A 25,576-nucleotide genomic window follows, 5' to 3' on the forward strand; every position below is an offset into this window, starting at 1 on the left:
TGCGCGCCTGGCGTGAAGGCCCCGTGAAGACGCGTAACGACGGCATCACAGCCCGGTTCTCCCTTGGGAACAGGGCGTGCACCGGCCCCCTTCCCGCGCCCCCCGGAGTGATAGAAAGAGCGGTCTGAGAACAGTCTGAGATGCACCGGACGAGGCGCGAACGCGGCGCCGCCGGTGGGGGGTCACATCAGTGAACAGGGGGACGCGCTGATGAGTCAGCCGCCGAGTCAGCCGCCGCAGGGCGGATTCGGAGCACCGCAGGATCAGCCGCCGACGGGCGGTGCCGGCGCGCCGGACCCGCGGTCCCAGGGCGGCTTCGGCGCACCGCAGGGGGTGCCGCATGGCGGGTCGCCCGACCCGCGCTCGCAGGGCACGCCCCCTCCTCCCGCGCAGCCGCCCGCGCCGCAGAACACCCCGCCCGCCGGGCCTCCGCAGCCCGGCTACGGATACCCGCAGCAGCCCGGCCCCTACGCCCAGCCGGGCCCGTACGGACAGCCGCAGCAGCCGGGTTCCTACGGTCAGACCGGGCCCTACGGATATCCGCAGCAGCAGCCGGGCTACGGCTATCCGGCCCAGGCGCCCTACCCGGGCGCCCCCGGTGCCCCGCAGCCCGGCGGCGGCTCGAAGAACCCCTTCAGGGGGAAGCCCGCGCTCGTCGTCGCCGCGGCGGTGGCGGGCCTGCTCGTCGTCGGCGGCACCGTCTGGGCGGTCACCGGCGGTGGTGACGGCAAGAAGCCCGTCGCGCGGCACAGCCCGAGCAACGGCCCTTCCGTGTCGGCGCCCGCCTCGGACGCCCCGGTCAACCCCGGTGACGGCAGTGGTGACGGCGGCCAGGAGAACGACGACCTGAACGCCGGGCGCAAGCCGGGCGAGGCGAAGGTCCTCTGGTACAAGTCCGCACCGGACGCGCCTGGTTCGGGTGCCGACGCCTCGGGGATGTGGATCACGGGCAAGACGGCGGTGAAGGCCGCCTACACGCAGCTCTTCGCCTTCAACGTCGGTGACGGCAAGCCGACTTGGCCCGCGCTGACGTTCCCGCAGAAGATCTGCGCGGCCACCGGGCAGAAGACGGCCGACGACAAGATCGTCATCGCCTACATGAGCGGCCCCGGCAGCAGCGCCAAGTGCAACCAGCTCCAGCAGATCGACCTGAACACCGGCGCCAAGGGCTGGAGCGGGAAGGTCGCGGACGGCACCCTGTTCGACAGCACGATCTCGATCGACCTGTCCATCACCGGCAAGACGCTGACGGTCGGCCGCTCGATGTCGGGAACGGGGTACGACGTCGGCAGCGGCAAGAAGCTCTGGGACAAGCAGAAGTACGGCGCCGGCTGCTACCCGGCGGGCTTCGCGGGCGGCTCCAAGCTGCTGGCCGTCTCGTCCTGCGGGGCCGGCAGCAGCACCGAGCACGACGAGGTGCAGGAACTGGACCCGGCCACCGGCAAGGCCCGGTGGACCACGAAGATCCCCAAGGGCTGGCGGGTCGGGCACGCCTACTCCGTCGACCCGGTCGTGCTCTCGCTGACGAACGACGCGCAGAAGAAGGTGAACATCACCGCGCTGAAGGCCGACGGCACCCTGCGCTCGCAGCTCAAGAGCGGCGACGGGTTCGCGCCCGAGTGCGGTTTCGCGATCCTCGACCGCGATCTGACGGGCTGCTTCGGCACCGCCTCCGACGCCGGCACGCTCTATCTGCCGACCGAGGCCAAGAGCGGCCCCAACGAGATCGTCGCGTTCGACCTCGCCACCGGCAAGGAGAAGTGGCGCGTCAAGTCCCCGGCGGACGCGACGATGATGCCGATGAGAACGGACGGCACCCACCTCATCGCCTACGTCGAGGCGTCCTACGACAGCGGTGGCCGCGTCGTGTCGATCCCGACGGGCGGCGGCGCGCACACCCCCGTGAAGCTGCTCCAGAACCCGGCGGGCACCGCGAGCATCGAGGCCGGCTTCTACTCGAAGGCCGTCGACTACGTGGACGGGCGCTTCTACATCTCCACCACCCGGCTGACGGGCAATGACCAGGCGAAGGAGAAGCTGATGCTGGCCTACGGCAAGTGACCGACGCCTCCGCCCCGTTCCGTCGCGTCCCGCACGCGCACAGGCCCGTCGTCCCTTCGTATTCCGAGGTATTCACGCCATGAGTCAGCCGCCCCCGCCGCCGAACGAGCCCCCGAAGGGCTTCGGCGCCCCGCAGGACCCTGCCCCCGCCCCGGGCTCCCAGCCGAACCCGGACGGGGAGCCCCCCGCCCCCGACGCCCAGCAGGACCCGGCTCCGCAGGACCCGGCCGCGCCGGGCTTCGGCGCTCCGCAGGACCCGGCCCAGCAGAGCCCGGCCCCGCAGGGATTCGGTGCTCCGCAGCCCCCGGCTCCGCAGGACCCGGCTCCGCAGACCCCGGCCGCGCCGGGCTTCGGTGTCCCGCCGCAGGAGTCGGTCCCGGGCGGTTTCGGGCCGCCGACGCCCCCGCCCGCCGCGGCGGGCCCCGGCTACGGCTATCCGCAGGCGCCTCCGCCCGCGGCGGGTCCGGGCTACGGCTACCCCCAGACGGCCCCGCCCGCGGCCCCGCAGCAGCCCTACGGCTATCCGCCGCAGACGCCGCCCCCGGGCCAGCCGGGCTACGGCTACCCGGGCCAGCCGGCCCCGTACGGCTACCCGCAGCCGCCGACCATGCCGATGCAGCCGCAGCCCCCGCAGGGCGGCGGCGGGCGCAAGGTCAACAGCCAGTTGCTCATCATCGTGGCGGCCGTGGTGGCCGTCGCGCTGATCGTCGGCGGCGGTGTCCTGTACTCGCAGTCCAAGAACGACACGCCCGCCGCCAAGGGGACGAGCGCAGGCAAGGGCGACAAGGGCGGCGACGCCAAGGGCGGTGAGAAGAAGGGCAGCAACGGCAAGGAGAAGGTGCCGGCGAACACCGCTTCCTCGCTGCTGTTCCAGATCCCCGCGCCCGCCGTGCCCAAGGGCATCACGAGCGTGACCACGGTGGGCTCCTGGCTCACCGACAAGGTGTACGCCAAGACCGGCAACGCCGAGATCAACGGCTACGACCCGGCCACCGGCGCCAAGACCTGGACGATCAAGCTCCCCGGCCCGGTGTGCCAGGCCAGCCGGCACAGCACGGACTCCAACCGTTCGGCGATCATCTACGAGCCGGCCATGCCCACCAAGGCGCAGCCCTCGCACGGCTGCACCCAGCTCGCCGCCATCGACCTCGACGCGGGCGTCAAGCTGTGGACCCGGACGGTCAAGTCCGGTGACCAGCAGATCAACCTCGACAACGTGACGATCAGTGGGAACACGGTCGCCGCGGGCAGCACGGGCGGTGGCGGCGCGTTCGACATCTCCACCGGCAAGGTGCTGTGGGCGCCGAAGACGGGCGACAGCTGCTACGACGCCGGCTACGGCGGCGGCGCCAAGCTGGTCGCGGTCCGCAAGTGCGGCGAGTACGGCAGTACGCGCCAGCTGCACATCCAGACCATCGACCCGACGTCGGGGAAGGTGATCTCCGAGTACAAGATGTCGCCCGGCATCGAGTACGCCAGCGTCGTCTCCACCGACCCGCTGGTCGTGGCGGCCGACGTCGGCGACTCCGCCGGTGACGGCAGCGGCATCTCGGACTTCTTCTCCATCGACAACAAGACCGGCACGCTGCGCTCGAAGATCTCGGCCCCCGGCAAGACGTACGCGGCCCGCTGCGACGGCATCACGAGGATCGAGTACTGCTCGGGGCTCGCCATCGGCAACGACAAGCTGTACATCCCGACGGAGGAGCACGACGGCTCCGGCGACTACAGCAGGACCAACGAGATCGTCGCCTTCGACCTGGCCACGGGCAAGCAGACCGGCCAGCGCGCGGACGCGGGCGACGGCTACACCATCACCCCGCTGCGCATGGACGGCACCAACGTCCTCGCCTACAAGCGGCCGCCGTACGACAAGGGCGGACAGATCGTCACCATCGACGGGACCTCCTTCAAGGAGACGACGCTGATGGAGAACCCGGCGACCCAGTCCACCCGTGACGCGGAGTCGAGCATGCTCCCGGATTACGCCGAGATCCTCTACGGCGGCGGGCGGCTGTACATGTCCCAGGTCTACGCGGACAAGCCGACCTCCGCGACGGACAAGGCGTACCTCACGATCGCCTTCGGAACGAAGTAGACCGGCGCCTTTCGAGTGAAACAGAAATGATCATCTCCGAAAGAACCCGGTGATCGTTTCTCCGGATTGTTTTGTCCGGCCCGAAACACCGCGTGCGGCCCCGTCCCTGCTCAGGGGCGGGGCCGCACGCGTACCCCGCATCACTTCGTATTGGGTGGGATTTCGATATTCCGGGGCACTTCTCTCCAGTAGGGGAAGCGCAACGTCGAACAAGCGTGTAGCTTCCGGGGGATGAAGAGCCGGGGGGCTCGTCATCCACGGGGAACCAGTGGGGATGCTTGGGGGGACTGGGGGTTGCCTGATGGGAGTCCGGCTCATGGTGGTCGACGACCACCGACTGCTCGCCGAGGCACTGGCCTCGGCACTGAAGCTGCGCGGGCACCGGGTGCTCGCCGCGGCGGCACCCGCCGCGGGGGCGGCGGAGCTGGTGATCACGCGGGCACCCGAGGTGTGCCTGATCGGCACGGCGACACCCGCCGAACCGGGGATCTTCGACCCGGTCGTGCGGATCAAGAAGGAACGCCCGCAGGTGGCGGTCCTGGTGCTCGGCCCGGTACCGAACCCGCGCGGGATCGCCGCCGCGTTCGCCGCCGGCGCGTCCGGATACGTACGCCATGACGAGCGCATCGAGGGCGTCGAGCGCGCGATCATGAAGGCGAGGGCGGGCGAGGCGGCCGTGGCCCCGCAACTGCTCCAGGGCGCCTTCAGCGAGCTGCTGAACCCCGCCGCCCAGCCCGACGACGAGGGCCAGCGGCTGCTCCAGATGCTCACACCGCGCGAGGTGGAGGTCCTGGTGCGGGTCGCCGACGGCGAGGACACCCGGCTCATCGCGGCCGGCATGGGCATCGCCCCGTCCACGGCGCGCACCCATGTCCAGCGCGTCCTGATGAAACTGGGCGTGGGCTCCCGCCTGGAGGCGGCGGCGCTCGCGGCCCGCACGGGCCTGCTGGACCGGGCGGGCCTGATCCCGGCGCAGGCACCGCACGGCACCGTGGACGGCGCCCGCTGAGGCGGAGGGGGCACCGGCCTACGGGTCCACGCCAACGGGGCTACGAGGAGGGGGGCTTCCCCTCCTCGAAGCTCGCGAAGTACGCGGCGGCCATGTCCTCGTCACCGTGGCCGAGGGCGGCCGCGCGGCGGAACCGTTCGGCGGCGGCCTCGGCCACGTCGAGACGCACGCCGTGCCGTCGCCCCGCCTCCACGATCAGGCGGGCGTCCTTCTCCGCGGTGGTGACGGCGAAGCTGGCCGGGGACAGCCGGTCCTGAAGGACGAGGGCGGCCTTGGCGTGCAGATAGCCCATGTCGAGCGGGCCGCCCTCGATGAGGCCGAAGAAGTCCTTCGGGTCCACGCCGAGGCCCTCGGCCAGGGCGAGCGCCTCGCCGGTCGCGGCGGTGGCGGCGAGGACCCAGCTGTTGGCGACGAGCTTGAGCCCGGTGGCACTGCCCGCGGCGCCGTCCTCGCCGGTCCACACCGTACGGGCCCCGACGGCGTCGAAGAGGGGTGTCACCGTGTCCCGGGCCGCGCCCGGACCGGCGGCGAGCACCGTCAGTTGTCCGGCCTCGGCGGGGGCGCGGGTCCCGAGGACGGGTGCGTCGAAGAAGACGAGCCCGTGCTCGTCGGCGAACCCGGCGAGCTCGCCGAGCGTCTCGGTCCCGGCGGTCGTGGACTGCACCCAGACGGCCCCGGCGCGCATCCCGGGTGCCGCCCGGCGCATGACGTCGAGGACCGCCGGGCCGTCGTGGAGCATGGTCAGGACGACATCGGCACCCCGTACGGCCTCCTCCGGGGTGTCCGCGATGTGCGCGCCGTCGGCGGCCAGCGGCTCGGCCTTGTCACGGGTGCGGTTCCAGGCACGGACGCCGTGTCCGGCCCGGGCGAGGTTACGGGCCATGGCGGCCCCCATGATCCCGGTGCCGAGGACACTGACGGTGAGTTTGTCGGTCATGGGCTCAGCCTTCCCCGCCGGTGCCGTTCTTTATGTGGTTCAGCAGATGGACAAGGGCCCCCGGGCCGGTCGAGAGCCGAGTGTCCGGGGCGTCGCTCTCCCGGAGGTGAGCGGTGGCGGGGGTGGTGGCGAGTTCGAGGCAGTTGTTGCCGTCGCCGCTTCCCGAGAAGGACGACTTCTGCCAGTTGTCGGGAGTGGTCACGGCAGGCCTCACAGTTCCTTCGCCAACTGGTGGATGAAGTCACGCGAACGGGTGGGTTCGAGTGACACAGCCTCCACCATATGGAAGAGCGTTCGAAAGGTGCCCAGTTGTGCCTCGGAGTCGATGAACACCGCGCCGTGAGGTGCGTCGCGTACCGCTGTGTCGAGCTTGGGCACGGCACCGCCGACGTACATCATCGCGTTCGTGGCTCCGGCGAAGCCGTCGAGTTCGAAGGGGATGACGCGCACCGTGATGTGGTCCGCTTCGGAGAGCTCCACGATGCCCGCCAGTTGGCGGTGAGCCGATGTCCGGTCGCCGACCCTGATGCGCAGGGCCGCTTCATGGATCACCGCCGTGTAGGGGACGAGGGCGTGGTCGGCGATGACAGTTTTGCGTTCCATTCGATGGCGGACGCGCAACTCGATCTCGTTGTCGGGCAGTCGGGGGACCCGGTACGCGAAGACGGCACGCGCCGGGGGTGAAGTGAATCGTGCGGCGGCGTTCCGGCGGAGCCGGACTCTGCCCGGTGACGGTGAAGGATCGCTTATGTGTTCCCGGTGACGTCACGGGTTCGACGTGCTTAGTGTGATCGCCATGCAGCTCCGGTACAGCTTCCGTCTGTACCCGGACGCCGGTCAGCAGACTGCGTTGGCGAGGGCGTTCGGGTGCGCGCGGGTCGTGTTCAACGACGCGGTCCGCGTCCGTGAGGAAGCCCTCAGGGCCGGGCTGGCGTTCCCGGCGGCGGGCGAGCTGTCCCGGAAGCTGATCACCGAGGCGAAGCGGACGAAGGAGCGTTGCTGGCTGGGCGAGGTGTCGGCGGTGGTGCTCCAGCAGGCTCTGCGGGACGTCGAGGCCGCCTACCGTAACTTCTTCGCCTCCCTCAAGGGCATCCGCGAGGGCCCCAGGCTGGGTGCGCCCCGCTTCAAGTCCCGCAAGGACACCCGGCAGTCGATCCGGTTCACCGCCAACGCCTGCTGGAAGATCACCGGCGGCGGCCGGCTGAACCTGCCGAAGATCGGCGCGGTGAAGGTGAAATGGTCCCGCACCCTGCCCGCCACCCCCACCTCCGTCACCGTGATCAAGGATGCGGCCGGCAGGTACTTCGCTTCCTTCGTCATCGATACCGACCCCACTCAAGATGCGGCCCGGATGCCCGACTCCGACCAGACGACCGGCATCGATCTCGGCCTGACCCACTTCGCCGTGCTGTCCGACGGCACGAAGATCGACTCCCCGCGGTTCCTGCGCCGGGCGGAGAAGAAGCTGAAGAAGACCCAGCAGGACCTGTCCCGCAAACAGAAGGGGTCAAAGAACCGGACCAAGGCCCGCCTCAAGGTCGCCCGCGCCCACGCCAAGGTCGCCGACGCACGCCGCGAATTCCACCACCAACTCTCCACCCGACTGATCCGCGACAACCAAGCGATCGGCGTGGAGGACCTGGCGGTGGCGGGGCTGGCGCGCACCCGGCTGGCCAGGTCCGTGCATGACGCGGGCTGGGCACAGTTCATCGGCATGCTGGAGTACAAAGCAGAGCGGTACGGCCGCACCCTGGTCAGGATCGGCCGGTTCGAACCAACCTCCCAGGTCTGCTCCACCTGTGGGGTCAAGGACGGACCCAAACCCCTCAATGTCCGGGAATGGACCTGCACCGCCTGCGGCACCCTCCACGACCGGGACCACAACGCGGCGCTCAACATTAAACAGGCCGCCGGACTGGCGGTATCGGCCTGCGGAGCGCCGGTAGGACCAGAACCCGTTCTGGCACGGCGCGAAGAAACAGGAAGCCACGGATTCCCGACCGGAAACCGTGCCGCGTAGCGGCACAGCGACCAGTCAAGGAAGGCCGGAATCCTCGCTCTTCAGGGCAAGGAGCATGTCAATCCCTGCACATCCCCCACGACACCCGTGCCATCACCATCTGCCGCCGAACCGGCCGGCCTGTTCACCCCTGAACGGCACTAGTGCCTGGTCAGTAGCCGTCCCGGATGATCTGGCGGGCCAGCTTCGTGCGTGCGGCGGCCAGTTCCCGGGTGATCCGGTCCTCCCGCTCGGTGTCGGTCGTGACGGCCGGGGGCACGGGTTCGCCGATCAGCAGGCAGGCGTGGCGCAGATGGGTCGGCGGGTGGGAGTCGTCGACGCTGTGACCTCTCAGGACACCGGCCCGGCGCTGACGGTCGCGCTCGTGATCCGGCACGGACGCCAGGTCCGCGGCGAGACGCTCCCACAGCCCGTCCGTCAGGTCGGCGGACGCCCCTGTGCGGCGCGGGCCGCTCAGGGCCGCGAGGTTGACCTCGCGGCGCAGCGTCACGGCGGCCGAGTCCGCGATCAGCAGATGGTCCATGAGTTCCAGCGCGGCCTCGGTGGAACCGGTGCGGGCGGCGACACGGTCGGCGAGGTATTCGGCCCGCTGAGTGGCGCGCAGGGTCAGTTGGTCGAGGAGCGTCAGGATGCCGCGGACGAGCAGCCGGGGCAGGACGTAGAGCACGTTGAGCAGGAGCGTGAGCGCGCCGGTGTCGTCGAGCGGCTCGTGGTCGACCGGTTCGAAGTAGTAGTGCCAGGTGATCAGCGAACGGAAGGCGGCTGCGACGACCCGACCGTGACGGGTGTCCCCGTTGACGTAGTGGCCCATTTCGTGGCCCAGCAGCGCGATCCGCTGCTGCGGTGTGAGGGCTTCCCACAGGGGCAGCCCCAGCGTGAGGAGCCGGCGGCCCCGCACGCCGTAGCTCGCGACACTCGCGTTGATGCGGTTGTCGACGGCGATCGCGTCGACCCCGCGGGTGCCGGCCACGCGGGCGATCTCGTCGACGAGCGCGAAGAGTTCGGGCGCGTCGGCGCGGCGCAGGACGGGTGTGTCCTTCGGCAGCCCGTCGAACCGGGGCCGCAGCGACCACGCCAGTGCGAGGAGGAAGATGCCCGGGATCATGCCCCAGCCGCCCCATCCCGTGACGAGGAACCAGACGCCACCGGCGGTCACGGCCAGGGTCAGGGCGTGGACGACCAGCGAGAGCGCCACGGCGAGGAGCGAGGAGGTGTCGCGGTGGGCACTCAGGTTCCCGCCGGCGCTCAGCTCCGCCAGCAGCCGCTCACCGTGCCGCCGCGCCTGGGTGCGCCGGGCTCTGGCGAGCCGTCCCCGCTTCTCCTCCGCCCGCTCCGGATCGACGTTCCAGTCGCAGGCGGCGCACCACGTGGTGAACCGGGCGTCCGTTCGGATCTCGGTCCCGCATTCGGGGCATGGTTGAACCGTTTCCGCTGCGGCGGTGTGCATCGCTGACTCTCCCCTGCCCCACGGCCCCTCCCCAGAGGCCGTCTTGTACACGTCAGCGAAGTTGATCACAGAGTGAAGACGAGGTAAAGAGCCTGGTGAAGGTGCGCCATGGGCCGGGGCCGGGGCTCCCTGGGAACCCCGGCCCCGGACGCCGGGGGTCAGGCGTCGGGTGTCAGACCTCCGGCGGACCCTGATCCTCGGTCGGACTCTCCGACGCCGTGGGTGGCAAGGGGCGCAGCCACAGCCAGGCCAGGAAGAACAGGCCGAGGGCGAGCATGCCGAGGCCGGTCCAGAGGTTGATGTTGATGCCGCCGGCCTTGGCGAGGTCGGCGTCGGAGGCGGTGATGCCGGCGACGGTGACGATGACGCCGTAGAGCACGAACAGGCCGCCGATGATGCGGCGGATGTCGAACAGGCGGGCGGCGGTCGCGGACTTCTTCTCCAGGTCCGAGACCTGGCGTTGCGCGTCGCTTTCCGAATAATCGGACATGGTTTCCTTATTCTCCCTCGTCGGAGTGGGCCGGGACTCGTCGAAGCGAGGTCAGAACGAGAACGGGATGTAGCAGGCGGCGGCCAGGATCAACGCGCCCCAGCCCAGCAGGGCGGGCTTGCGGTACCAGGCGTCGTCGCCGGCGGCGGGCGGCTCGGCCATGCCGGGGGACACCGTGCCGTAGACCAGGCCCTCCAACTCCCGCGCGGGCTTGGGGGCGGTGAAGAGCGAGACCCCGACCATCACCACGCCACCGGCCACGAAGGCGACGATCGCGGAGACGAAGTTGGCGCCCTGGTCGGAGGGGAAGCCGATGATGTCCTGCTTGTAGAGGACGAAGTAGTTCACCATCGCGGCCGTCGTCCCGGCCAGCAGGCCCCAGAAGCCGGACTTCACGGACGCCCGCTTCCAGAACATGCCGACGATGAAGACCGCGAACATCGGCACGTTGAAGAAGGAGAAGAGCGTCTGGAGGTAGCTCATGATGTTGGAGAAGGACGAGGCCAGGAAGGCCGTGCCGATCGACGCGAGGACACCGACCACGGTGATCAGCCGGCCGAAGCGGACGTAGTAGCCGTCCTCGCGGTCCCTGACCACGTACTTCGCCCAGATGTCGGTCGTGAACACCGTGTTGAAGGACGAGACGTTCGCCGCCATGCCCGCCATGAACGCGGCCAGCAGTCCGGTCACCGCGATGCCGAGGACCCCGTTCGGCAGCAACTCCTGCATCAGATAGGGGATCGCGTCGTTGTACTGGAGACCCGAGGCGCTCGTACCGATCTTCGGGACCAGGACGGCCGCCACCAGGCCCGGGATCATCACCAGGAAGACGATGAAGATCTTCGGGTAGGCCGCGATGAGCGGGGTGCGCTGGGCGGCGGAGAGGTTCTTGGCCGACAGTGCGCGCTGCACCTCGGCGAAGTTCGTCGTCCAGTAGCCGAAGGAGAGCACGAAGCCGAGGCCGAGCACGATGGTCAGCCAGTTGGCGCCGAGCGGATTGGCGCTGCCGATCCCCGTACCGCCCCAGGCCGTCGTGAAGTCGGTGCCGTGGGTCTTGTCCAGGGAGTGGGTCAGTCCGCCCCAGCCGCCGACCCGGTGCAGGCCGAGCACGGCGATCGGGATCAGCGCCGCCAGGATCACGAAGAACTGGAGGACCTCGTTGTAGATCGCGGAGGACAGGCCGCCGAGGGTGATGTAGGCGAGGACGAAGAACCCGGCGACCACGATCGCGACCCACTGCGGCCAGCCGAGCAGTGCCTCGACCACGATCGCGAGCGAGTAGAGGTTGACGCCCGCGATGAGGACGGCGGCGAAGGCGAACAGCACGGAACTCAGCAGGTGCGCCCATTTGTCGAAGCGCAGCAGCAGGAACTCGGGAACGGAGCGGACCTTGGAGCCGTAGTAGAACGGCATCATCACCAGGCCCAGGAAGACCATCGCCGGGATGGCGCCGATCCAGTACCAGTGCACGGTGTAGACGCCGTACTGGGCGCTGTTGGCGGCCATGCCGAGGATCTCGGTGGCGCCCAGGTTGGCGGAGATGAAGGCCAGGCCGGTGATCCAGGCGGGCAGTGAGCGCCCGGACAGGAAGAAGTCGAGGCTCGTCCTCACCGAGCGCCGGGCCGCGAAGCCGATGCCCAGGACGACCACGAAGTAGATGCCGAGGATTGTGTAGTCGAGTGCGTTCGTGGGGAGTCGCAACTCGACGGCGAGCAGGGTGCCCGGTTGGGGCGGATGTGTGGGGGACTGCATCAGAACTCGCTTCGTCGCATGAACCTATCGGACCGGAATCTATGCCTCCGAATCCAGCGGGCACACCCTCTCGATGGTGACCTTTGTTTGATTGTGACGTTGACTGCGGTGGTGGCTTGTGGTTTGTTGTGTTCGGTTATGTTTGAAGGTTTGATCGGGTGCTGATGGGGAGTCCGACTGTGAAGAAGACCTCGACCCGGCTCGCCGACGGTCGTGAGCTCATCTACTACGACGCGGGCGACGACCAGGTGCGCGACGCGGTGGACCGGCGCCCGCTCGACCCGACCGTCACCACCTCCGAGGTGCGCCGCGACCCGCTCCTCGGCGACTCGGTCGCGATCGCCTCGCACCGCCAGGGGCGCATCTACCACCCCCCGGCGGACGAGTGCCCGCTGTGCCCGTCCTCCGGCGGCAGACTGAGCGAGATCCCCGAATCCTCTTATGACGTCGTGGTGTTCGAGAACCGCTTCCCCTCGCTGGCCGGCGACTCCGGCCGCTGCGAGGTCGTCTGCTTCACCTCCGACCACGACGCCTCCTTCGCGGACCTGACGGAGGCACAGGCGGCCCTCGTCCTGGACGCCTGGACGGACCGCACTGCCGAACTCTCCCATCTGCCCTCCGTCCGGCAGGTCTTCTGCTTCGAGAACCGCGGCCCCGAGATCGGTGTGACGCTCGGTCACCCCCACGGGCAGATCTACGGCTACCCCTTCGTCACACCCCGTACCACGCTGATGCTGCGCTCCCTGGCCGCCCACAAGGACGCGACAGGCGGGGAGAATCTGTTCGACGACGTCCTCGCACGGGAACGCGCCGACGGCTCACGCGTCGTCCTGGAGAGCGAGCACTGGCTCGCCTTCGTCCCGTACGCCGCCCACTGGCCGTACGAGGTCCACCTCTACCCCCGCCGCCGCGTGCCCGACCTGCTCGGCCTCGACGAGGCGGCGCGCACAGAGTTCCCCCAGGTCTATCTGGAACTCTTGAGGCGCTTCGACCGGATCTTCGACGGCCCGGACGGTGACGAGGACGGGACGGGCGAGCCGCCGACGCCGTACATCGCGGCGTGGCACCAGGCTCCCTTCGGCCCGCTGGAGGGGTTCGAAGGCGTCAACCGGGACGACTTCGCGCTCCACCTCGAGCTTTTCACCATTCGCCGCACTTCCGGCAAGCTGAAGTTCCTCGCGGGTTCCGAGTCCGGCATGAACGTGTTCATCAACGACGTGCCGCCGGAGACCGCGGCTCAGCGACTGCGAGAGGTAGCGAGTTCATGAGTGGGAAGTACCTGGTCACGGGTGGAGCCGGCTATGTGGGCAGCGTGGTCGCGCGCCACCTGCTGGAGGCGGGCCACGAGGTCACCGTCCTCGACAACCTCTCGACGGGCTTTCGCGAGGGCGTGCCCGCCGGTGCCGCGTTCGTCGAGGGCGACATCCGCGACGCCGCCAAGTGGCTGGACCCCTCGTACGACGCGGTCCTGCACTTCGCCGCGTTCTCGCAGGTCGGCGAGTCCGTGGTGAAGCCCGAGAAGTACTGGGACAACAACGTCGGCGGCACCATGGCCCTGCTCGCCGCGATGCGCGAGGCGGGCGTGCGCAGGCTGGTCTTCTCCTCCACCGCCGCGACCTACGGAGAGCCCGAGACGACCCCGATCGTCGAGTCGGCGCCGACCCGGCCCACCAACCCCTACGGTGCCTCCAAGCTCGCCGTCGACCACATGATCACCGGCGAGGCCGCGGCGCACGGCCTCGGCGCCGTCTCCCTGCGCTACTTCAACGTGGCCGGCGCCTACGGCGAGAGCGGCGAGCGGCACGACCCCGAGTCGCACCTCATTCCGCTGGTCCTCCAGGTCGCGCAGGGCCGCCGTGACGCCATCTCCGTCTACGGCGACGACTACCCGACGCCGGACGGCACCTGCGTCCGCGACTACATCCATGTCGCGGACCTCGCCGAGGCGCACCTGCTGGCGGTCGAGGCCGCCTCCCCGGGCGAGCACCTGATCTGCAACCTCGGCAACGGCAACGGCTTCTCGGTCCGCGAGGTCATCGAGACCGTACGCCGGGTGACCGGACACCCGATCCCCGAGGTCACGGCACCGCGCCGCGCCGGGGACCCGGCGGTCCTGGTCGCCTCGGCCGCGACCGCCCGTGAGCGGCTCGGCTGGAACCCGTCCCGCGCGGATCTCGCGGGCATCGTCGCGGACGCGTGGGAGTTCGCACAGAAGAGCACGGCGAAGGGGTAACAGGTGGAGCAGGTGGGGGTACGTGAGGGCTTCGAGGCGCTGTACGGCGCCGCGCCCGAGGGCGTCTGGGCGGCGCCCGGCAGGGTCAACCTGATCGGCGAGTACACGGACTTCAACGAGGGGTTCGTGATGCCGCTCGCGCTGCCGCACACGGCGGTCGCGGCGGCGTCCCGCCGGTCCGACGGCGTGCTGCGGCTGCACTCGGCCGACATCGAGGGACCCGTCGTCGAACTGCGCGTCGAGGAACTGACGCCCCGGTCGGACACCGGCTGGGCCGCCTATCCGGCGGGTGTGGTGTGGGCGCTGCGCGAGGCCGGCCACGCCGTCGGCGGCGCGGACATCCATCTGGCCTCCACGGTCCCCACCGGCGCCGGACTGTCCTCCTCGGCGGCCCTGGAGGTCGTCACCGCCCTCGCCCTCGACGAGCTGTACGGGCTCGGGCTCACCCGGCCCGAGCTGGCACGGCTCGCCCAGCGCGCCGAGAACGACTTCGTGGGCGTGCCCTGCGGGATCATGGACCAGACGGCGTCGGCGTGCTGCACCGAGGGGCACGCGCTGCACCTGGACTGCCGTGACCTGTCCATCCGCCAGGTCCCCTTCGACCTCGCCTCCCAGGGGCTCGAACTCCTCGTCGTCGACACCCGGGTCAAGCACGCGCTCGGCGACGGGGCGTACGCCGAGCGGCGGGCGGGCTGTGAGGAGGGGGCGCGGCAGCTGGGCGTGTCCCATCTGCGCGATGTCGCGTACGAGGGGCTCGACGCGGCCCTCGGCCGGCTCTCCGACGAGCGCGTGCGCCGCTATGTCCGCCACGTCGTCTCCGACGACCACCGGGTGGACCGGGTCATCTCCCTGCTGGACGCGGGGGACGTCCGGGCGATCGGGCCCGTCCTGACGGACGGTCACGCCTCGCTGCGCGACGATCTGCGGATCTCCTGTGCCGAGTTGGATCTCGTGGTGTCCGTGGCGAACGGCGCCGGGGCGCTCGGGGCGCGGATGACGGGGGGTGGGTTCGGGGGGTCGGCTGTGGTGCTGCTCGAAGCGGCCGACGTCGACTCGGTCACCAAGGCGGTGCTTGAAGCCTTTGCCGCGGCCGGGTTCACCGCTCCGCGGGTGTTTCCCGCCGTTCCTTCTGCGGGGGCCCGGCGGATCGGCTGACCTGAGCTTCTTTCGCCCCCTCCGCCCCTGCCCGTCCCGTACCCGGGGGCGCTGCCCCCGGACCCCCGCTCCTCAAACGCCGGAGGGGCTGAGACTCTCCCCGGCGGGGGCTGGGAATCAGGGGCTGGAAGGTGCGGCGGAGGGGCTGAAGCGCTTTGTCAGGGTGTACTCCGTGATTCCTGGGGGGTAGTCGGGGATCACGGAGACCACCTCGTAGCCCTGTTTGCGGTAGAAGTCGGGGGCCTGGAAGTCCCAGGTCTCCACGCGGGCGGCGGCGCAGCCGCGTTCGGCGGCGGTCCGCTCGGCCTCGGTGAGCAGCCGGCTGCCCAGACCCGCGCCCCGGTGGCGGTCGTCGACCCACAGATAGGTGACGTGCAGCCAGGCGGTCCAGGTGTGTCCCGCCAGCCCGCCGGCCAGTTCGCCGTCCTCGTCCAAGGCCCATACGTGGAGCGGGAGTTCACGCTCGCCTGGGGTTCCGCGCAGCGCGCGCAGCACCGGGGACGCCGCCGTGTTCGTGTCCAGCAGCCGCCTGCGGAGCAGATCCCGACGCTCCTTGTCGTCTTCTGTCTCGATACGAAACATACGACTCACCATAAACGCGCTGGCCAACCAGTTCTGCAAATTGCCTTCCGCTCCCCGCCCCCGCCCGTACTCTGATGAACAGTGCCGGTGGGGGCCGGTGCTGATCAGGGGGCGAGACAGTCGGGTACGACGCCCGAAGTGGGGGTAGCACTTCCAGCACGGCGGCGGCCGTGCGGTGGAGGCACCCCGTTTTCCGGGTCGCAAGCGGGCCCGGGATCACCTCGGGCGCCGTACCCGTACGGATCGTCCCCCGACAGTGGGGGTTTCTGTGGTTCGCATCCGAGTACTGGTCGTCGACGACCATCGCATCTTCGCCGAGTCGCTCGCCGCCGCGCTCGCGGCCGAGCCCGACGTCGACGTGTCCGCCGCCGGCAGCGGTCCGGCCGCGTTGCGCTGCCTCGAACGCGCGGCGGCCGAGGGCCGCCGCTTCGACGTGCTGCTCGTCGACGCCGACCTGGGCGGCAATCTGCCCGGCATGCGTCCGGCGGTGCCCGTCCAGGAGAGCAACGAGGACGGCCTGGTCGACGGCATCTCGCTCGTCGCCGGGGTCCGCTCCGGGCAGCCGGGCGTACGGATCGTCGTGCTGGCCGAGAAGGACGATCCGCGCCGGGCAGCGCTCGCCCTCCAGGCGGGAGCCTCGGGATGGGTCGCCAAGGACTGCTCGCTCTCGCGCCTGCTCACCGTCATAAGGGGGGTGCTGCGCGACGAGACGCATCTGCCTCCCGCCCTGCTCACCGGAGTGCTCCGCGAACTCACCGCCGCGCGCAAGCACCGCACCGAGAGCGAGCGGCTCGTCGAGTCGCTGACGCCCCGCGAGCGCGAGGTGCTGCGGTGCATGGTCGCCGGGCTCGGGCGCAAGGCGGTGGCGGAGCGGCTGTTCCTGTCGCCGCACACCGTCCGCACCCATATGCAGAACGTTCTCGGCAAGCTCGGTGTGCACTCCACGCTCGCCGCCGTGGCCCTGGCCAGGCGCGCCGGGGTCGGACCCGTCGACCTAACCGGGGATGTTGTCGAACGGGGCGGTCAACTGGCGTAGCAGTCCGGCCAGTTCACCGCGCTGTCCCCGACTCAGCTCGGCGAGGATGGCCCGTTCCTGGTCGAGCAGGCCGGCCAGTGCCTGGTCGGCGCGGTCGCACCCCTCGTCCGTCAGGCGGACGAGCACGCCCCTGCGGTCGCTCGGGTCCGGGAGGCGCTCCACCAGACCCTTCTTGGTCAGCCGGTCGATGCGGTTCGTCATCGTGCCCGAGGTGACGAGCGTCTGGGTCAGCAGCTGTCCGGGCGAGAGCTGATACGGGGATCCCGCTCGCCGCAGCGCGGTCAGGACGTCGAACTCCCAGGGCTCCAGGCTGTGCTCGGCGAAAGCGAGCCGGCGCGCACGGTCCAGGTGCCGGGCCAGCCTGCTCACCCGGCTGAGCACCTCGAGCGGTTCCACGTCGAGGTCAGGGCGCTCCCGGCGCCACGCAGCGACCAGCCGATCGACCTCGTCCTCCATGACGATCAGTGTAGTGGTTGTGTCGACATGAAGTCTCTTGATGTGAAGTTTCTTGAGAACGAGTCTCTTGACGTCGAGATAGTTTTCCTGTGAGGCTTGGGAAGTGAACGGTCCGGTCACCGCCGCCCCCCGCGCGGTGACGACCCCGCGGCGACTTTCGAGGAGGCCACCCATGGCTGCCGCCCCCACCCCCACCTGGGACCCCGGCCAGTATCTGCGTCACTCCCGCCACCGGGCCCGCCCCTTCGCCGACCTCCTGGCCCAGATCGGCGGCCTTCCGGGCGAGCCCGCCCGCATCGCCGACCTCGGCTGCGGCCCCGGCAACGTCACCGCCCTGCTCGCCGTCCGCTGGCCCACCGCGCACATCACCGGCTACGACAACTCCGCCGACATGCTGGCCCGCACCGAGGAGCACGCCGGTCCCACGGCCGGCGGCGGACGCCTCGATTTCGCCCACGCCGACCTCACCGACTGGGCGCCCTCCGGGACGTACGACCTGATCACCTCGAACGCCGCGCTCCAGTGGGTGCCGGGACATCTGGAGTCGCTCCCCGGCTGGCTCGACGCCCTCGCCCCCGGCGGCACCCTGGCCTTCCAGATGCCCCGCAACACCGACGCCCCACTGCACGTCCGCCTGCGCGAACTCGCCGCCTCCCCCCGCTGGAAGGGCCTCGTCGGCGACGCCCCGCGCTCCGCGGACTCGGTCCACGACCCGCTCGTCTACCTGGACCGGCTGGAGAGCGCCGGCTGCCGCACGGACGTCTGGGAGACCACGTACATGCAACTGCTGACCGGTCCCGACCCCGTGCTCGACTGGGCGAAGGGGACCGCGCTGCGGCCCGTGCTGACCGCCCTCGCGGACGACCCCGAGGCCACCGAGGCCTTCGTCGCCGAGTACCGGGACCTGCTGCGCGAGGCCTACCCCGCCGAGCCCTACGGCACCGTGCTGCCCTTCCGCAGGCTGTTCGCCGTGGCCCGGAAGGAGAGCTGATGCTCACCGCGCTCGACCATGTCCAGCTCGCCGCCCCGCCCGGCTCCGAGGACCGCCTGCGGGCGTACTACGCGGACGTCCTCGGGATGACGGAGACGCCCAAGCCGCCCGTCCTCGCCGGACGCGGAGGCTGCTGGTTCCTGGCGGGAGCCGTCCAGCTGCACCTGGGGACCGAGGACTCCTTCCGTCCCGCGAAGAAGGCCCACCCCGGACTGCGCGTCACCGGCATCGACGCCCTCGCCGCCCGGATCGCCGCCGCCGGCGCCCCCGTCACCTGGGACGAGGACCTGCCCGGCCACCGGCGCTTCTTCTCCGAGGACCCCGTCGGCAACCGCCTCGAATTCCTGGAGCCGCTCCCGGCCCGGGACTGAGCCGGGAGCGCGCACGGCCCTCAGGCCTTGCGATGCCCTATCAACCGCGGCTTCGGCTCCAGACCGTCCAGACCGTGCCAGGCCAGATTCACCAGATGCGCGGCCACCTCCGCCTTGCGCGGCTTGCGGACGTCCAGCCACCACTGGCCCGTCAGCGCGACCATGCCCACCAGGGCCTGGGCGTACAGCGGCGCCAGCTTCGAGTCGAAGCCGCGGCTCTTGAACTCACGGCCCAGGATGTCCTCCACCTGGGTGGCGATGTCCGAGATCAGCGAGGCGAACGAACCCGTCGACTGCGGGATGGGGGAGTCACGGACCAGGATGCGGAAACCGTCCGTGTACTCCTCGATGTAGTCCAGGAGGGCGAACGCGGCCTGCTCGCACAGCTCGCGCGGATGGCCCGCCGTCAGCGAACCGGTCACCATGTCGAGGAGTCGCCGCATCTCGCGGTCCACGACGACCGCGTACAGCCCCTCCTTGCCGCCGAAGTGCTCGTACACCACGGGTTTGGAGACACCGGCCTTGGCGGCGATCTCCTCCACCGACGTGCCCTCGAACCCCTTGGCGGCGAACAGGGTGCGGCCGATCTCCAGCAGCTGCTGACGGCGCTCGGCGCCGGTCATGCGGGTGCGGCGCGCGCGCCGCGGCTTCTCGTTGCTGTTCGAGGTGCTGCTGGAGTCGGTCGCCACGCCGTCAATCATGCCGCTTCAGCGGTTTCCGTCTTGCGCCGGGAGCCGTTCCCGTCGTTGCGGCGCGCGTCGATACGCGAGCGGGACGGCCAGCGCACGTCGTACGCCCAGCCGAGCTGCTCGCACCAGCGGATGATCCGCGCCGAGGAGTCGAGCTGGCCGCGGTCCACACCGTGCCGGGCGGACGTCGGGTCGGAGTGGTGCAGGTTGTGCCAGGACTCGCCGCAGGAGAGAACGGCCAGCCACCACACGTTGCCCGAACGGTCACGCGACTTGAAGGGACGCCTGCCGACCGCGTGGCAGATCGAGTTGATCGACCAGGTCACGTGGTGCAGCAGGGCCACCCGCACGAGGGACCCCCAGAAGAACCCGGTGAACGCGCCCCACCACGACATCGTCACCAGGCCGCCGATCAGTGCAGGCAGCGCCAGGGACAGCAGCGTCCAGAGGAGGAACTGGCGCGAGATCGCCCGGATCACCGGGTCCCTGACCAGGTCGGGCGCGTACTTCTCCTGCGAGGTCCGCTCCTCGTCGAACATCCATCCGATGTGCGCCCACCACAGGCCCTTCATCAGGGCCGGAACCGTCTCGCCGTACCGCCACGGCGAGTGCGGGTCGCCCTCGGCGTCGGAGAACTTGTGGTGCTTGCGGTGGTCGGCGACCCAGCGCACGAGAGGACCCTCGACCGCCATCGACCCCGCGACCGCGATGGCGATCCGCAGCGGACGCTTCGCCTTGAAGGAGCCGTGCGTGAAATAGCGGTGGTAGCCGATCGTGACGCCGTGGCAGCCCAGGTAGTAGAAGAAGACCAGCAGGCCCAGATCCAGCCAGCTCACCCCACCCCGGCCCCAGGCCAGCGGCACCGCCGCGAGCAGCGCGAGGAACGGGACAGTGATGAAGAGGAGAAGGGTGAGCTGTTCGAGTGACCCCTTCCTCTCGCCGCCGAGGGTCGCGGCGGGGAGCGAGGTGTCGTCGTGCGCCTGCGAGGCGTCGTCGATCACGTCGGAACTCGTGGTCATGGTGGCGTCCCCTGTGGGGTTCGAGGGTGAGGAACGACGGGGAGGTGTCCGGGTGCGAAACCCAGGGTCCTCCCGTCGCCCGACGGGAATACCTACGGGTCCGTAACCTACGGCGTCGTAAGTATGTCAGCGCGTAGCCCGGCGGCAAGAGCCCGTGAGCCTGCGCGTCCGAGGGGACACCTATCCTTGGAGTCGGTCGGACAGCGCGGTCCGTTCTGATTCTTCCCGGATGCCACCTCCCCAAGCGGCACCCGCCGCGCGCGGTCGCCACCCGGGTTCCCTCCCAGACGAGCTTCAGACGAGATTCCCCCACTCTTCAGACGAGCTTCACCACTGCAAGGAGCCGCACCTGTGAGCAGTGCCGACGACCAGACCACGACGACCAGCAGCGAACTGCGCGCCGACATCCGCCGCCTGGGCGACCTGCTCGGCGAGACCCTCGTACGGCAGGAGGGCACCGAGCTCCTGGAACTGGTCGAGAAGGTCCGCCGCCTGACCCGCGAGGACGGCGAGGCCGCCGCCGAGCTGCTGCGCGGCACCGAGCTGGAGACCGCCGCCAAGCTGGTCCGCGCCTTCTCGACCTACTTCCACCTCGCCAACGTCACCGAGCAGGTGCACCGCGGCCGTGAACTGCGCGCCAAGCGGGCCGCCGAGGGCGGCCTCCTCGCCCGGACGGCCGACCGGCTCAAGGACGCCGACCCCGAGCACCTGCGCGAGACGGTCAAGAACCTCAACGTCCGCCCCGTGTTCACCGCCCACCCCACGGAGGCGGCCCGGCGTTCGGTCCTCAACAAGCTGCGGCGCATCGCCGCGCTCCTGGAGACCCCGGTCATCGAGGCCGACCGCCGCCGCCACGACACCCGCCTCGCCGAGAACATCGACCTGGTGTGGCAGACCGACGAGCTCCGGGTCGTACGCCCCGAGCCCGCCGACGAGGCCCGCAACGCCATCTACTACCTGGACGAGCTGCACGCCGGTGCCGTCGGCGACGTCCTGGAGGACCTCACCGCCGAGCTCGAACGCGTCGGCGTCGTCCTCCCGGACGACACCCGCCCGCTCACCTTCGGCACCTGGATCGGCGGCGACCGCGACGGCAACCCGAACGTCACCCCCGCCGTCACCTGGGACGTGCTGATCCTCCAGCACGAGCACGGCATCAACGACGCCCTGGAGCTCATCGACGAGCTCCGCGGTTTCCTGTCGAACTCCATCCGCTACACCGGCGCGAACGAGGACCTCCTGGAGTCCCTCCAGAGCGACCTGGAGCGCCTGCCGGAGATCAGCCCCCGCTACAAGCGCCTCAACGCCGAGGAGCCCTACCGCCTCAAGGCCACCTGCATCCGGCAGAAGCTGGAGAACACCAAGCTCCGCCTGGCCAAGGGCACGCCCCACGAGGACGGCCGCGACTATCTCGGCACCGCCGAGCTGCTGCGCGACCTCATCCTCATCCAGACCTCGCTGCGCGAGCACCGCGGCGGCCTGATCGCCGACGGCCGGATGAACCGCACCATCCGCACGCTCGCCGCGTTCGGCCTCCAGCTCGCCACCATGGACGTACGCGAGCACGCGGACGCCCACCACCACGCCCTCGGCCAGCTCTTCGACCGGCTCGGCGAGGAGTCCTGGCGTTACGTGGACATGCCGCGCGACTACCGCGCCAAGCTCCTCGCCAAGGAACTGCGCTCCCGGCGCCCGCTCGCCCCGACCCCCGCGCCGCTCGACGCCGCCGGACAGAAGACCCTCGGCGTCTTCGAGACCGTCAAGCGGGCCCTGAAGATCTTCGGTCCCGAGGTCATCGAGTCCTACATCATCTCGATGTGCCAGGGCGCCGACGACGTCTTCGCCGCCGCCGTCCTCGCCCGCGAGGCCGGGCTCCTCGACCTGCACGCCGGCTGGGCCAAGATCGGCATCGTGCCGCTCCTGGAGACCACCGACGAGCTCAAGGCCGCGGACACGATCCTGGAGGACATGCTCTCCGACCCCTCGTACCGCCGTCTGGTGGCACTGCGCGGGGACGTCCAGGAGGTCATGCTCGGCTACTCCGACTCCTCCAAGTTCGGCGGCATCACCACCTCGCAGTGGGAGATCCACCGCGCCCAGCGCCGGCTGCGCGACGTCGCCCACCGCTACGGCGTGCGCCTGCGCCTCTTCCACGGCCGCGGCGGCACCGTCGGCCGCGGCGGCGGCCCCTCGCACGACGCGATCCTCGCCCAGCCCTGGGGCACCCTGGAGGGCGAGATCAAGGTGACCGAGCAGGGCGAGGTCATCTCCGACAAGTACCTGGTCCCCTCGCTCGCCCGCGAGAACCTCGAACTGACCGTCGCCGCCACCCTCCAGGCGTCCGCGCTGCACACCGCGCCCCGCCAGTCCGACGAGGCGCTCGCCCGCTGGGACGCGGCCATGGACGTCGTCTCCGACGCCGCCCACTCCGCCTACCGCAGGCTCGTCGAGGACCCCGACCTGCCGACGTACTTCCTCGCCTCCACGCCCGTCGACCAGCTCGCCGACCTGCACCTGGGCTCGCGGCCCTCGCGCCGCCCCGGCTCGGGCGTCTCGCTCGACGGACTGCGCGCCATCCCGTGGGTCTTCGGCTGGACCCAGTCCCGGCAGATCGTGCCCGGCTGGTTCGGCGTCGGCTCCGGCCTCAAGGCACTGCGCGAGGCCGGCCTGGACACCGTGCTCGACGAGATGCACGAGCAGTGGCACTTCTTCCGGAACTTCCTCTCGAACGTCGAGATGACCCTCGCGAAGACCGATCTGCGGATCGCCCGCCACTACGTCGACACCCTCGTCCCCGACGACCTCAAGCACGTCTTCGACACCATCGAGGCCGAGCACGAGCTCACCGTGCGCGAGGTGCTGCGCATCACCGGCGGCGAGCAGCTGCTCGACACCCACCCGGTGCTCCAGCAGACCTTCGCCATCCGCGACGCCTACCTGGACCCGATCTCCTACCTCCAGGTCGCCCTCCTCAAGCGCCAGCGCGACGAGGCCGCGGCCGGCCGGACGCCGGACCCGCTGCTCTCGCGGGCCCTGCTCCTGACCGTCAACGGTGTGGCGGCGGGCCTGCGCAACACCGGCTGAGCGAGCAGTCCGCCGGCCCGGCCGGCGGACGCGCGAAGGCGCCCCGCGCGCTCGTACCCGTACGAGCGCGCGGGGCGCCTTCGCGCGTCCGTGGGGTTGCTAGAGGACCAGGAACGTCGCCGTCAGCAGCGCGAGGCCCGTGCCCGCCATCAGCCAGGCGGCCCGGGGCCGCCGCAGACCGCCCGCGACCACCACCGAGGCGAGCAGCAGCGCGCCCGCGAGCGGTATCCAGGCGTAGAGCAGACCGGCCGGGCCGCTGCGGACGACCTCGTCGCTGCCGGGCTTCACCGTGACCGTGTACGTCCGGCCCTTCTCCACCGCGACCGACTGGTCGATGACGACGTGGGCCCGCGCCCGTGAACCGGGCGACACCGGCGTGTAGGGCCCCGTGCAGATGTCTCCCGAGCAGGACCGCACGGCGATCGTGCCCTGCTCCCGGCCCTTGCTCAGCATCACGTGCTGCGCGGTGCCCCAGGAGGCCCAGACGCCCGCGATCAGGATGAGCCCGGTGACCACGCCCATCGCCGCGAGCTGTCCGAAACGCAGCGCCGCGGTCGCGCTCTGACGAGAGGTGACGGCACGCATGGCGGGGATCATTGGCCATGGCCGAGCGCTCGGTCAACCCCGCCGGGGGACAAGTCGGCAGTTGTACGGGTACGTCGACCGCCCGGCGGTCCTCCCAGGGCCTGCCGGGCCGGTCCTCAGGAGTTGTACGTGCTCTGGGCCCGTTCCAGGCCCTCGATCACCAAAGACTCCACCGCGTCCGCCGCCCGGTCCACGAAGTAGTCCAGTTCCTTGCGCTCGGCGGACCCGAAGTCCTTGAGCACGAAGTCCGCGACCTGCATACGGCCCGGAGGGCGCCCGATGCCGAACCGCACCCGGTGGTAGTCCGCGCCCATCGCCTTGGTCATGGACTTGAGACCGTTGTGGCCGTTGTCGCCGCCGCCCAGCTTGAGGCGCAGCACGCCGTAGTCGATGTCGAGCTCGTCGTGGACCGCCACGATGTTCGCCGTCGGCACCTTGTAGAAGTCCCGCAGCGCCGTCACCGGGCCGCCCGACAGGTTCATGTACGACATCGGCTTGGCCAGGATCACCCGGCGGTTGGCCGGGCCGGGCGGGCCGATCCGCCCCTCGATCACCTGGGCCTGGGCCTTGCCCGCACGCTTGAACTTCCCGCCGACCCGCCCCGCCAGCAGATCGGCCACCATGAAGCCCACGTTGTGCCGGTTCATGGCGTACTCGGGGCCCGGGTTGCCGAGGCCCACGATCAGCCAGGGCGCGTTGGCGTCGGTCGTCACGTCCGTGTCTCCCATATGTCCTTGATACGCGGCAGCCGCCGCTCCCGGCAGGAGCGGCGGCTGACACAGATGAAGATTTCCCGGGGGATCAGGCCTCGGCGGCCGCGTCGCCCGCGGTCTCGCCCTCGGCGGCCGGCTCCTCGGCCTGGGCGGCCAGGACCTGGATGACGACCGCGTCCTCGTCGATCGCCAGCGTGGTGCCCTTGGGGAGCTTGATGTCCTTGGCGTGGATGGAGGCACCGGCCTCCAGGCCCGCGATGGAGACGGTGACCGACTCCGGGATGTGGGTGGCCTCGGCCTCGACCGTGAGGGTGTTCAGCACGTTCTCGACGAGGAAGCTGCCCGGGGCCAGCTCGCCCTCGGTCTGCACGAAGACCTCGACGGTGACCTTCTCGCCGCGCTTCACGAGAAGCAGGTCGACGTGGTCGAGGCTGCCCTTGATGGCGTCACGCTGGACGGCCTTCGGGATCGCCAGCTCGGTCTTGCCCTCGATGTCCAGGGTGAGCAGGACGTTCGGGGTACGCAGGGCGAGAAGCAGCTCGTGGCCCGGAAGCGTGATGTGGACCGGCTCGGTGCCGTGGCCGTAGACGACCGCGGGAACCTTGGCCTCACGGCGGATGCGGCGGGCGGCACCCTTGCCGAACTCGGTGCGGGTCTCGGCGGCGAGCTTGACCTCGGACATGTTCACTCCTCGTAGAACGTGGGGAAAGTGGTCACCCGGCCGAACAACGGCCTGCTACGAAGAGCGCGTCGATAACGGACCGCCGCACACAGGTGCGGCCTCCCTCGCCGAGCAACTGTGACAGCTTACGGGGCGGGGAGGCCGTACATGAAATCGATCTAGGCGA

23 protein-coding genes and 1 pseudogene are annotated in these 25,576 nt (G+C 70.4%); 11 read left to right on the plus strand and 13 right to left on the minus strand.

The annotated features are described in order from the left end of the window. Positions 1 to 210: 210 nt before the first annotated feature. The 3 genes from ACZ4AA_RS12840 to ACZ4AA_RS12850 all read left to right on the plus strand — a co-directional run bounded on the left by ACZ4AA_RS12840 (position 211) and on the right by ACZ4AA_RS12850 (position 5,168). A complete protein-coding gene (locus ACZ4AA_RS12840) occupies positions 211 to 2,061 on the plus strand; it encodes an outer membrane protein assembly factor BamB family protein (protein WP_467599940.1) in 1,851 nt (616 codons plus the stop codon). A 79-nt stretch (positions 2,062 to 2,140) separates the two neighbouring features. Continuing rightward, entirely contained in the window at positions 2,141 to 4,159 is a 2,019-nt protein-coding gene (locus tag ACZ4AA_RS12845) for an outer membrane protein assembly factor BamB family protein (protein WP_467599943.1), read from the plus strand. 301 nt (positions 4,160 to 4,460) lie between these two features. After that, positions 4,461 to 5,168, plus strand: a complete 708-nt coding sequence (locus ACZ4AA_RS12850) for a helix-turn-helix transcriptional regulator (RefSeq protein ID WP_467599946.1) — start codon at positions 4,461 to 4,463, stop codon at positions 5,166 to 5,168. A 40-nt stretch (positions 5,169 to 5,208) separates the two neighbouring features. Here the strand turns inward: ACZ4AA_RS12850 and ACZ4AA_RS12855 are convergent, their stop codons facing one another. The 3 genes and pseudogenes from ACZ4AA_RS12855 to ACZ4AA_RS12865 all read right to left on the minus strand — a co-directional run. Beyond that, positions 5,209 to 6,105 carry an NAD(P)-dependent oxidoreductase gene (locus ACZ4AA_RS12855; RefSeq protein ID WP_467599949.1) on the minus strand — a complete coding sequence of 299 codons (897 nt, stop codon included), beginning with the start codon at positions 6,103 to 6,105 and terminating at the stop codon, positions 5,209 to 5,211. 4 nt (positions 6,106 to 6,109) lie between these two features. Then, positions 6,110 to 6,307, minus strand: a complete 198-nt coding sequence (locus tag ACZ4AA_RS12860) for a DUF397 domain-containing protein (RefSeq protein WP_467599952.1) — start codon at positions 6,305 to 6,307, stop codon at positions 6,110 to 6,112. An 8-nt stretch (positions 6,308 to 6,315) separates the two neighbouring features. Continuing rightward, a pseudogene (locus ACZ4AA_RS12865) lies at positions 6,316 to 6,792 on the minus strand (DUF5753 domain-containing protein); the annotation flags it as partial. Positions 6,793 to 6,901: 109 nt separating this feature from the next. Here ACZ4AA_RS12865 and ACZ4AA_RS12870 point away from each other — a divergent pair. Beyond that, the gene (locus ACZ4AA_RS12870; protein WP_467599955.1) at positions 6,902 to 8,125 is read left to right on the plus strand and encodes an RNA-guided endonuclease InsQ/TnpB family protein; all 1,224 of its coding nucleotides are present in this window, start codon (positions 6,902 to 6,904) and stop codon (positions 8,123 to 8,125) included. 151 nt (positions 8,126 to 8,276) lie between these two features. Here the strand turns inward: ACZ4AA_RS12870 and ACZ4AA_RS12875 are convergent, their stop codons facing one another. The 3 genes from ACZ4AA_RS12875 to ACZ4AA_RS12885 all read right to left on the minus strand — a co-directional run bounded on the left by ACZ4AA_RS12875 (position 8,277) and on the right by ACZ4AA_RS12885 (position 11,814). After that, entirely contained in the window at positions 8,277 to 9,572 is a 1,296-nt protein-coding gene (locus tag ACZ4AA_RS12875) for a M48 family metallopeptidase (protein WP_467599958.1), read from the minus strand. Between the two features lie 172 nt (positions 9,573 to 9,744). After that, positions 9,745 to 10,062, minus strand: coding sequence for a hypothetical protein (locus ACZ4AA_RS12880; protein ID WP_467599961.1), 318 nt, complete (start codon positions 10,060 to 10,062; stop codon positions 9,745 to 9,747). Between the two features lie 51 nt (positions 10,063 to 10,113). After that, positions 10,114 to 11,814: a sodium:solute symporter family protein gene (locus ACZ4AA_RS12885; RefSeq protein WP_467599964.1), complete on the minus strand. Its 1,701-nt coding sequence runs from the start codon at positions 11,812 to 11,814 to the stop codon at positions 10,114 to 10,116. Between the two features lie 179 nt (positions 11,815 to 11,993). On the opposite strand from ACZ4AA_RS12885, the gene galT reads away from it, so the two are divergent. The 3 genes from galT to galK are packed head-to-tail and all read left to right on the plus strand — an operon-like array spanning position 11,994 to position 15,202. Continuing rightward, positions 11,994 to 13,082, plus strand: coding sequence for a galactose-1-phosphate uridylyltransferase (gene galT / locus ACZ4AA_RS12890; protein ID WP_467599967.1), 1,089 nt, complete (start codon positions 11,994 to 11,996; stop codon positions 13,080 to 13,082). Beyond that, the gene (galE, locus tag ACZ4AA_RS12895) at positions 13,079 to 14,047 is read left to right on the plus strand and encodes a UDP-glucose 4-epimerase GalE (protein WP_467599970.1); all 969 of its coding nucleotides are present in this window, start codon (positions 13,079 to 13,081) and stop codon (positions 14,045 to 14,047) included. Before galT ends, galE begins: the two co-directional genes overlap by 4 nt. Before the next feature lie 12 nt (positions 14,048 to 14,059). Further along, positions 14,060 to 15,202: a galactokinase gene (gene galK / locus ACZ4AA_RS12900; RefSeq protein WP_467599973.1), complete on the plus strand. Its 1,143-nt coding sequence runs from the start codon at positions 14,060 to 14,062 to the stop codon at positions 15,200 to 15,202. 117 nt (positions 15,203 to 15,319) lie between these two features. On the opposite strand, the gene ACZ4AA_RS12905 is transcribed toward galK, so the two are convergent. Further along, on the minus strand, positions 15,320 to 15,796 hold the full coding sequence (locus ACZ4AA_RS12905; protein WP_467599976.1) for a GNAT family N-acetyltransferase: 477 nt from the start codon (positions 15,794 to 15,796) through the stop codon (positions 15,320 to 15,322). A gap of 256 nt (positions 15,797 to 16,052) precedes the next feature. On the opposite strand from ACZ4AA_RS12905, the gene ACZ4AA_RS12910 reads away from it, so the two are divergent. Continuing rightward, positions 16,053 to 16,820 (plus strand): response regulator transcription factor, encoded by a 768-nt coding sequence (locus tag ACZ4AA_RS12910; protein ID WP_329300128.1) that lies wholly within the window; start codon positions 16,053 to 16,055, stop codon positions 16,818 to 16,820. Here the strand turns inward: ACZ4AA_RS12910 and ACZ4AA_RS12915 are convergent. Continuing rightward, entirely contained in the window at positions 16,779 to 17,276 is a 498-nt protein-coding gene (locus ACZ4AA_RS12915; RefSeq protein WP_037628157.1) for a MarR family winged helix-turn-helix transcriptional regulator, read from the minus strand. The two genes, ACZ4AA_RS12910 and ACZ4AA_RS12915, sit on opposite strands and share 42 nt — an antisense overlap. Before the next feature lie 172 nt (positions 17,277 to 17,448). Here ACZ4AA_RS12915 and ACZ4AA_RS12920 point away from each other — a divergent pair, with 172 nt between their 5' ends. Both ACZ4AA_RS12920 and ACZ4AA_RS12925 read left to right on the plus strand, forming a co-directional pair. Continuing rightward, on the plus strand, positions 17,449 to 18,267 hold the full coding sequence (locus ACZ4AA_RS12920) for a trans-aconitate 2-methyltransferase (RefSeq protein WP_467599981.1): 819 nt from the start codon (positions 17,449 to 17,451) through the stop codon (positions 18,265 to 18,267). Then, positions 18,267 to 18,638 (plus strand): VOC family protein, encoded by a 372-nt coding sequence (locus ACZ4AA_RS12925; protein ID WP_467599984.1) that lies wholly within the window; start codon positions 18,267 to 18,269, stop codon positions 18,636 to 18,638. The genes ACZ4AA_RS12920 and ACZ4AA_RS12925 overlap by 1 nt, the downstream gene beginning before the upstream one ends. Before the next feature lie 20 nt (positions 18,639 to 18,658). Here ACZ4AA_RS12925 and ACZ4AA_RS12930 read toward each other — a convergent pair whose 3' ends face one another. Both ACZ4AA_RS12930 and ACZ4AA_RS12935 read right to left on the minus strand, forming a co-directional pair. Beyond that, positions 18,659 to 19,339 (minus strand): TetR/AcrR family transcriptional regulator, encoded by a 681-nt coding sequence (locus ACZ4AA_RS12930; RefSeq protein ID WP_467599987.1) that lies wholly within the window; start codon positions 19,337 to 19,339, stop codon positions 18,659 to 18,661. Then, the gene (locus tag ACZ4AA_RS12935; protein WP_467599990.1) at positions 19,336 to 20,346 is read right to left on the minus strand and encodes an acyl-CoA desaturase; all 1,011 of its coding nucleotides are present in this window, start codon (positions 20,344 to 20,346) and stop codon (positions 19,336 to 19,338) included. Before ACZ4AA_RS12935 ends, ACZ4AA_RS12930 begins: the two co-directional genes overlap by 4 nt. A 351-nt stretch (positions 20,347 to 20,697) precedes the next feature. Between ACZ4AA_RS12935 and ppc the strand changes: the two genes are divergently transcribed. Further along, positions 20,698 to 23,430, plus strand: coding sequence for a phosphoenolpyruvate carboxylase (gene ppc, locus ACZ4AA_RS12940; protein WP_467599993.1), 2,733 nt, complete (start codon positions 20,698 to 20,700; stop codon positions 23,428 to 23,430). Positions 23,431 to 23,529: 99 nt separating this feature from the next. Here ppc and ACZ4AA_RS12945 read toward each other — a convergent pair whose 3' ends face one another. From ACZ4AA_RS12945 to ACZ4AA_RS12955, 3 genes are all read right to left on the minus strand, one after another. Next, the gene (locus ACZ4AA_RS12945; RefSeq protein WP_467599995.1) at positions 23,530 to 24,027 is read right to left on the minus strand and encodes a hypothetical protein; all 498 of its coding nucleotides are present in this window, start codon (positions 24,025 to 24,027) and stop codon (positions 23,530 to 23,532) included. A 104-nt stretch (positions 24,028 to 24,131) separates the two neighbouring features. Then, positions 24,132 to 24,743: an aminoacyl-tRNA hydrolase gene (pth, locus tag ACZ4AA_RS12950; protein WP_467599998.1), complete on the minus strand. Its 612-nt coding sequence runs from the start codon at positions 24,741 to 24,743 to the stop codon at positions 24,132 to 24,134. 73 nt (positions 24,744 to 24,816) lie between these two features. Beyond that, positions 24,817 to 25,410: a 50S ribosomal protein L25/general stress protein Ctc gene (locus ACZ4AA_RS12955; protein ID WP_389405136.1), complete on the minus strand. Its 594-nt coding sequence runs from the start codon at positions 25,408 to 25,410 to the stop codon at positions 24,817 to 24,819. Positions 25,411 to 25,576 lie beyond the last annotated feature (166 nt).

It is taken from the genome of Streptomyces sp. NPDC024698 (assembly GCF_055559015.1).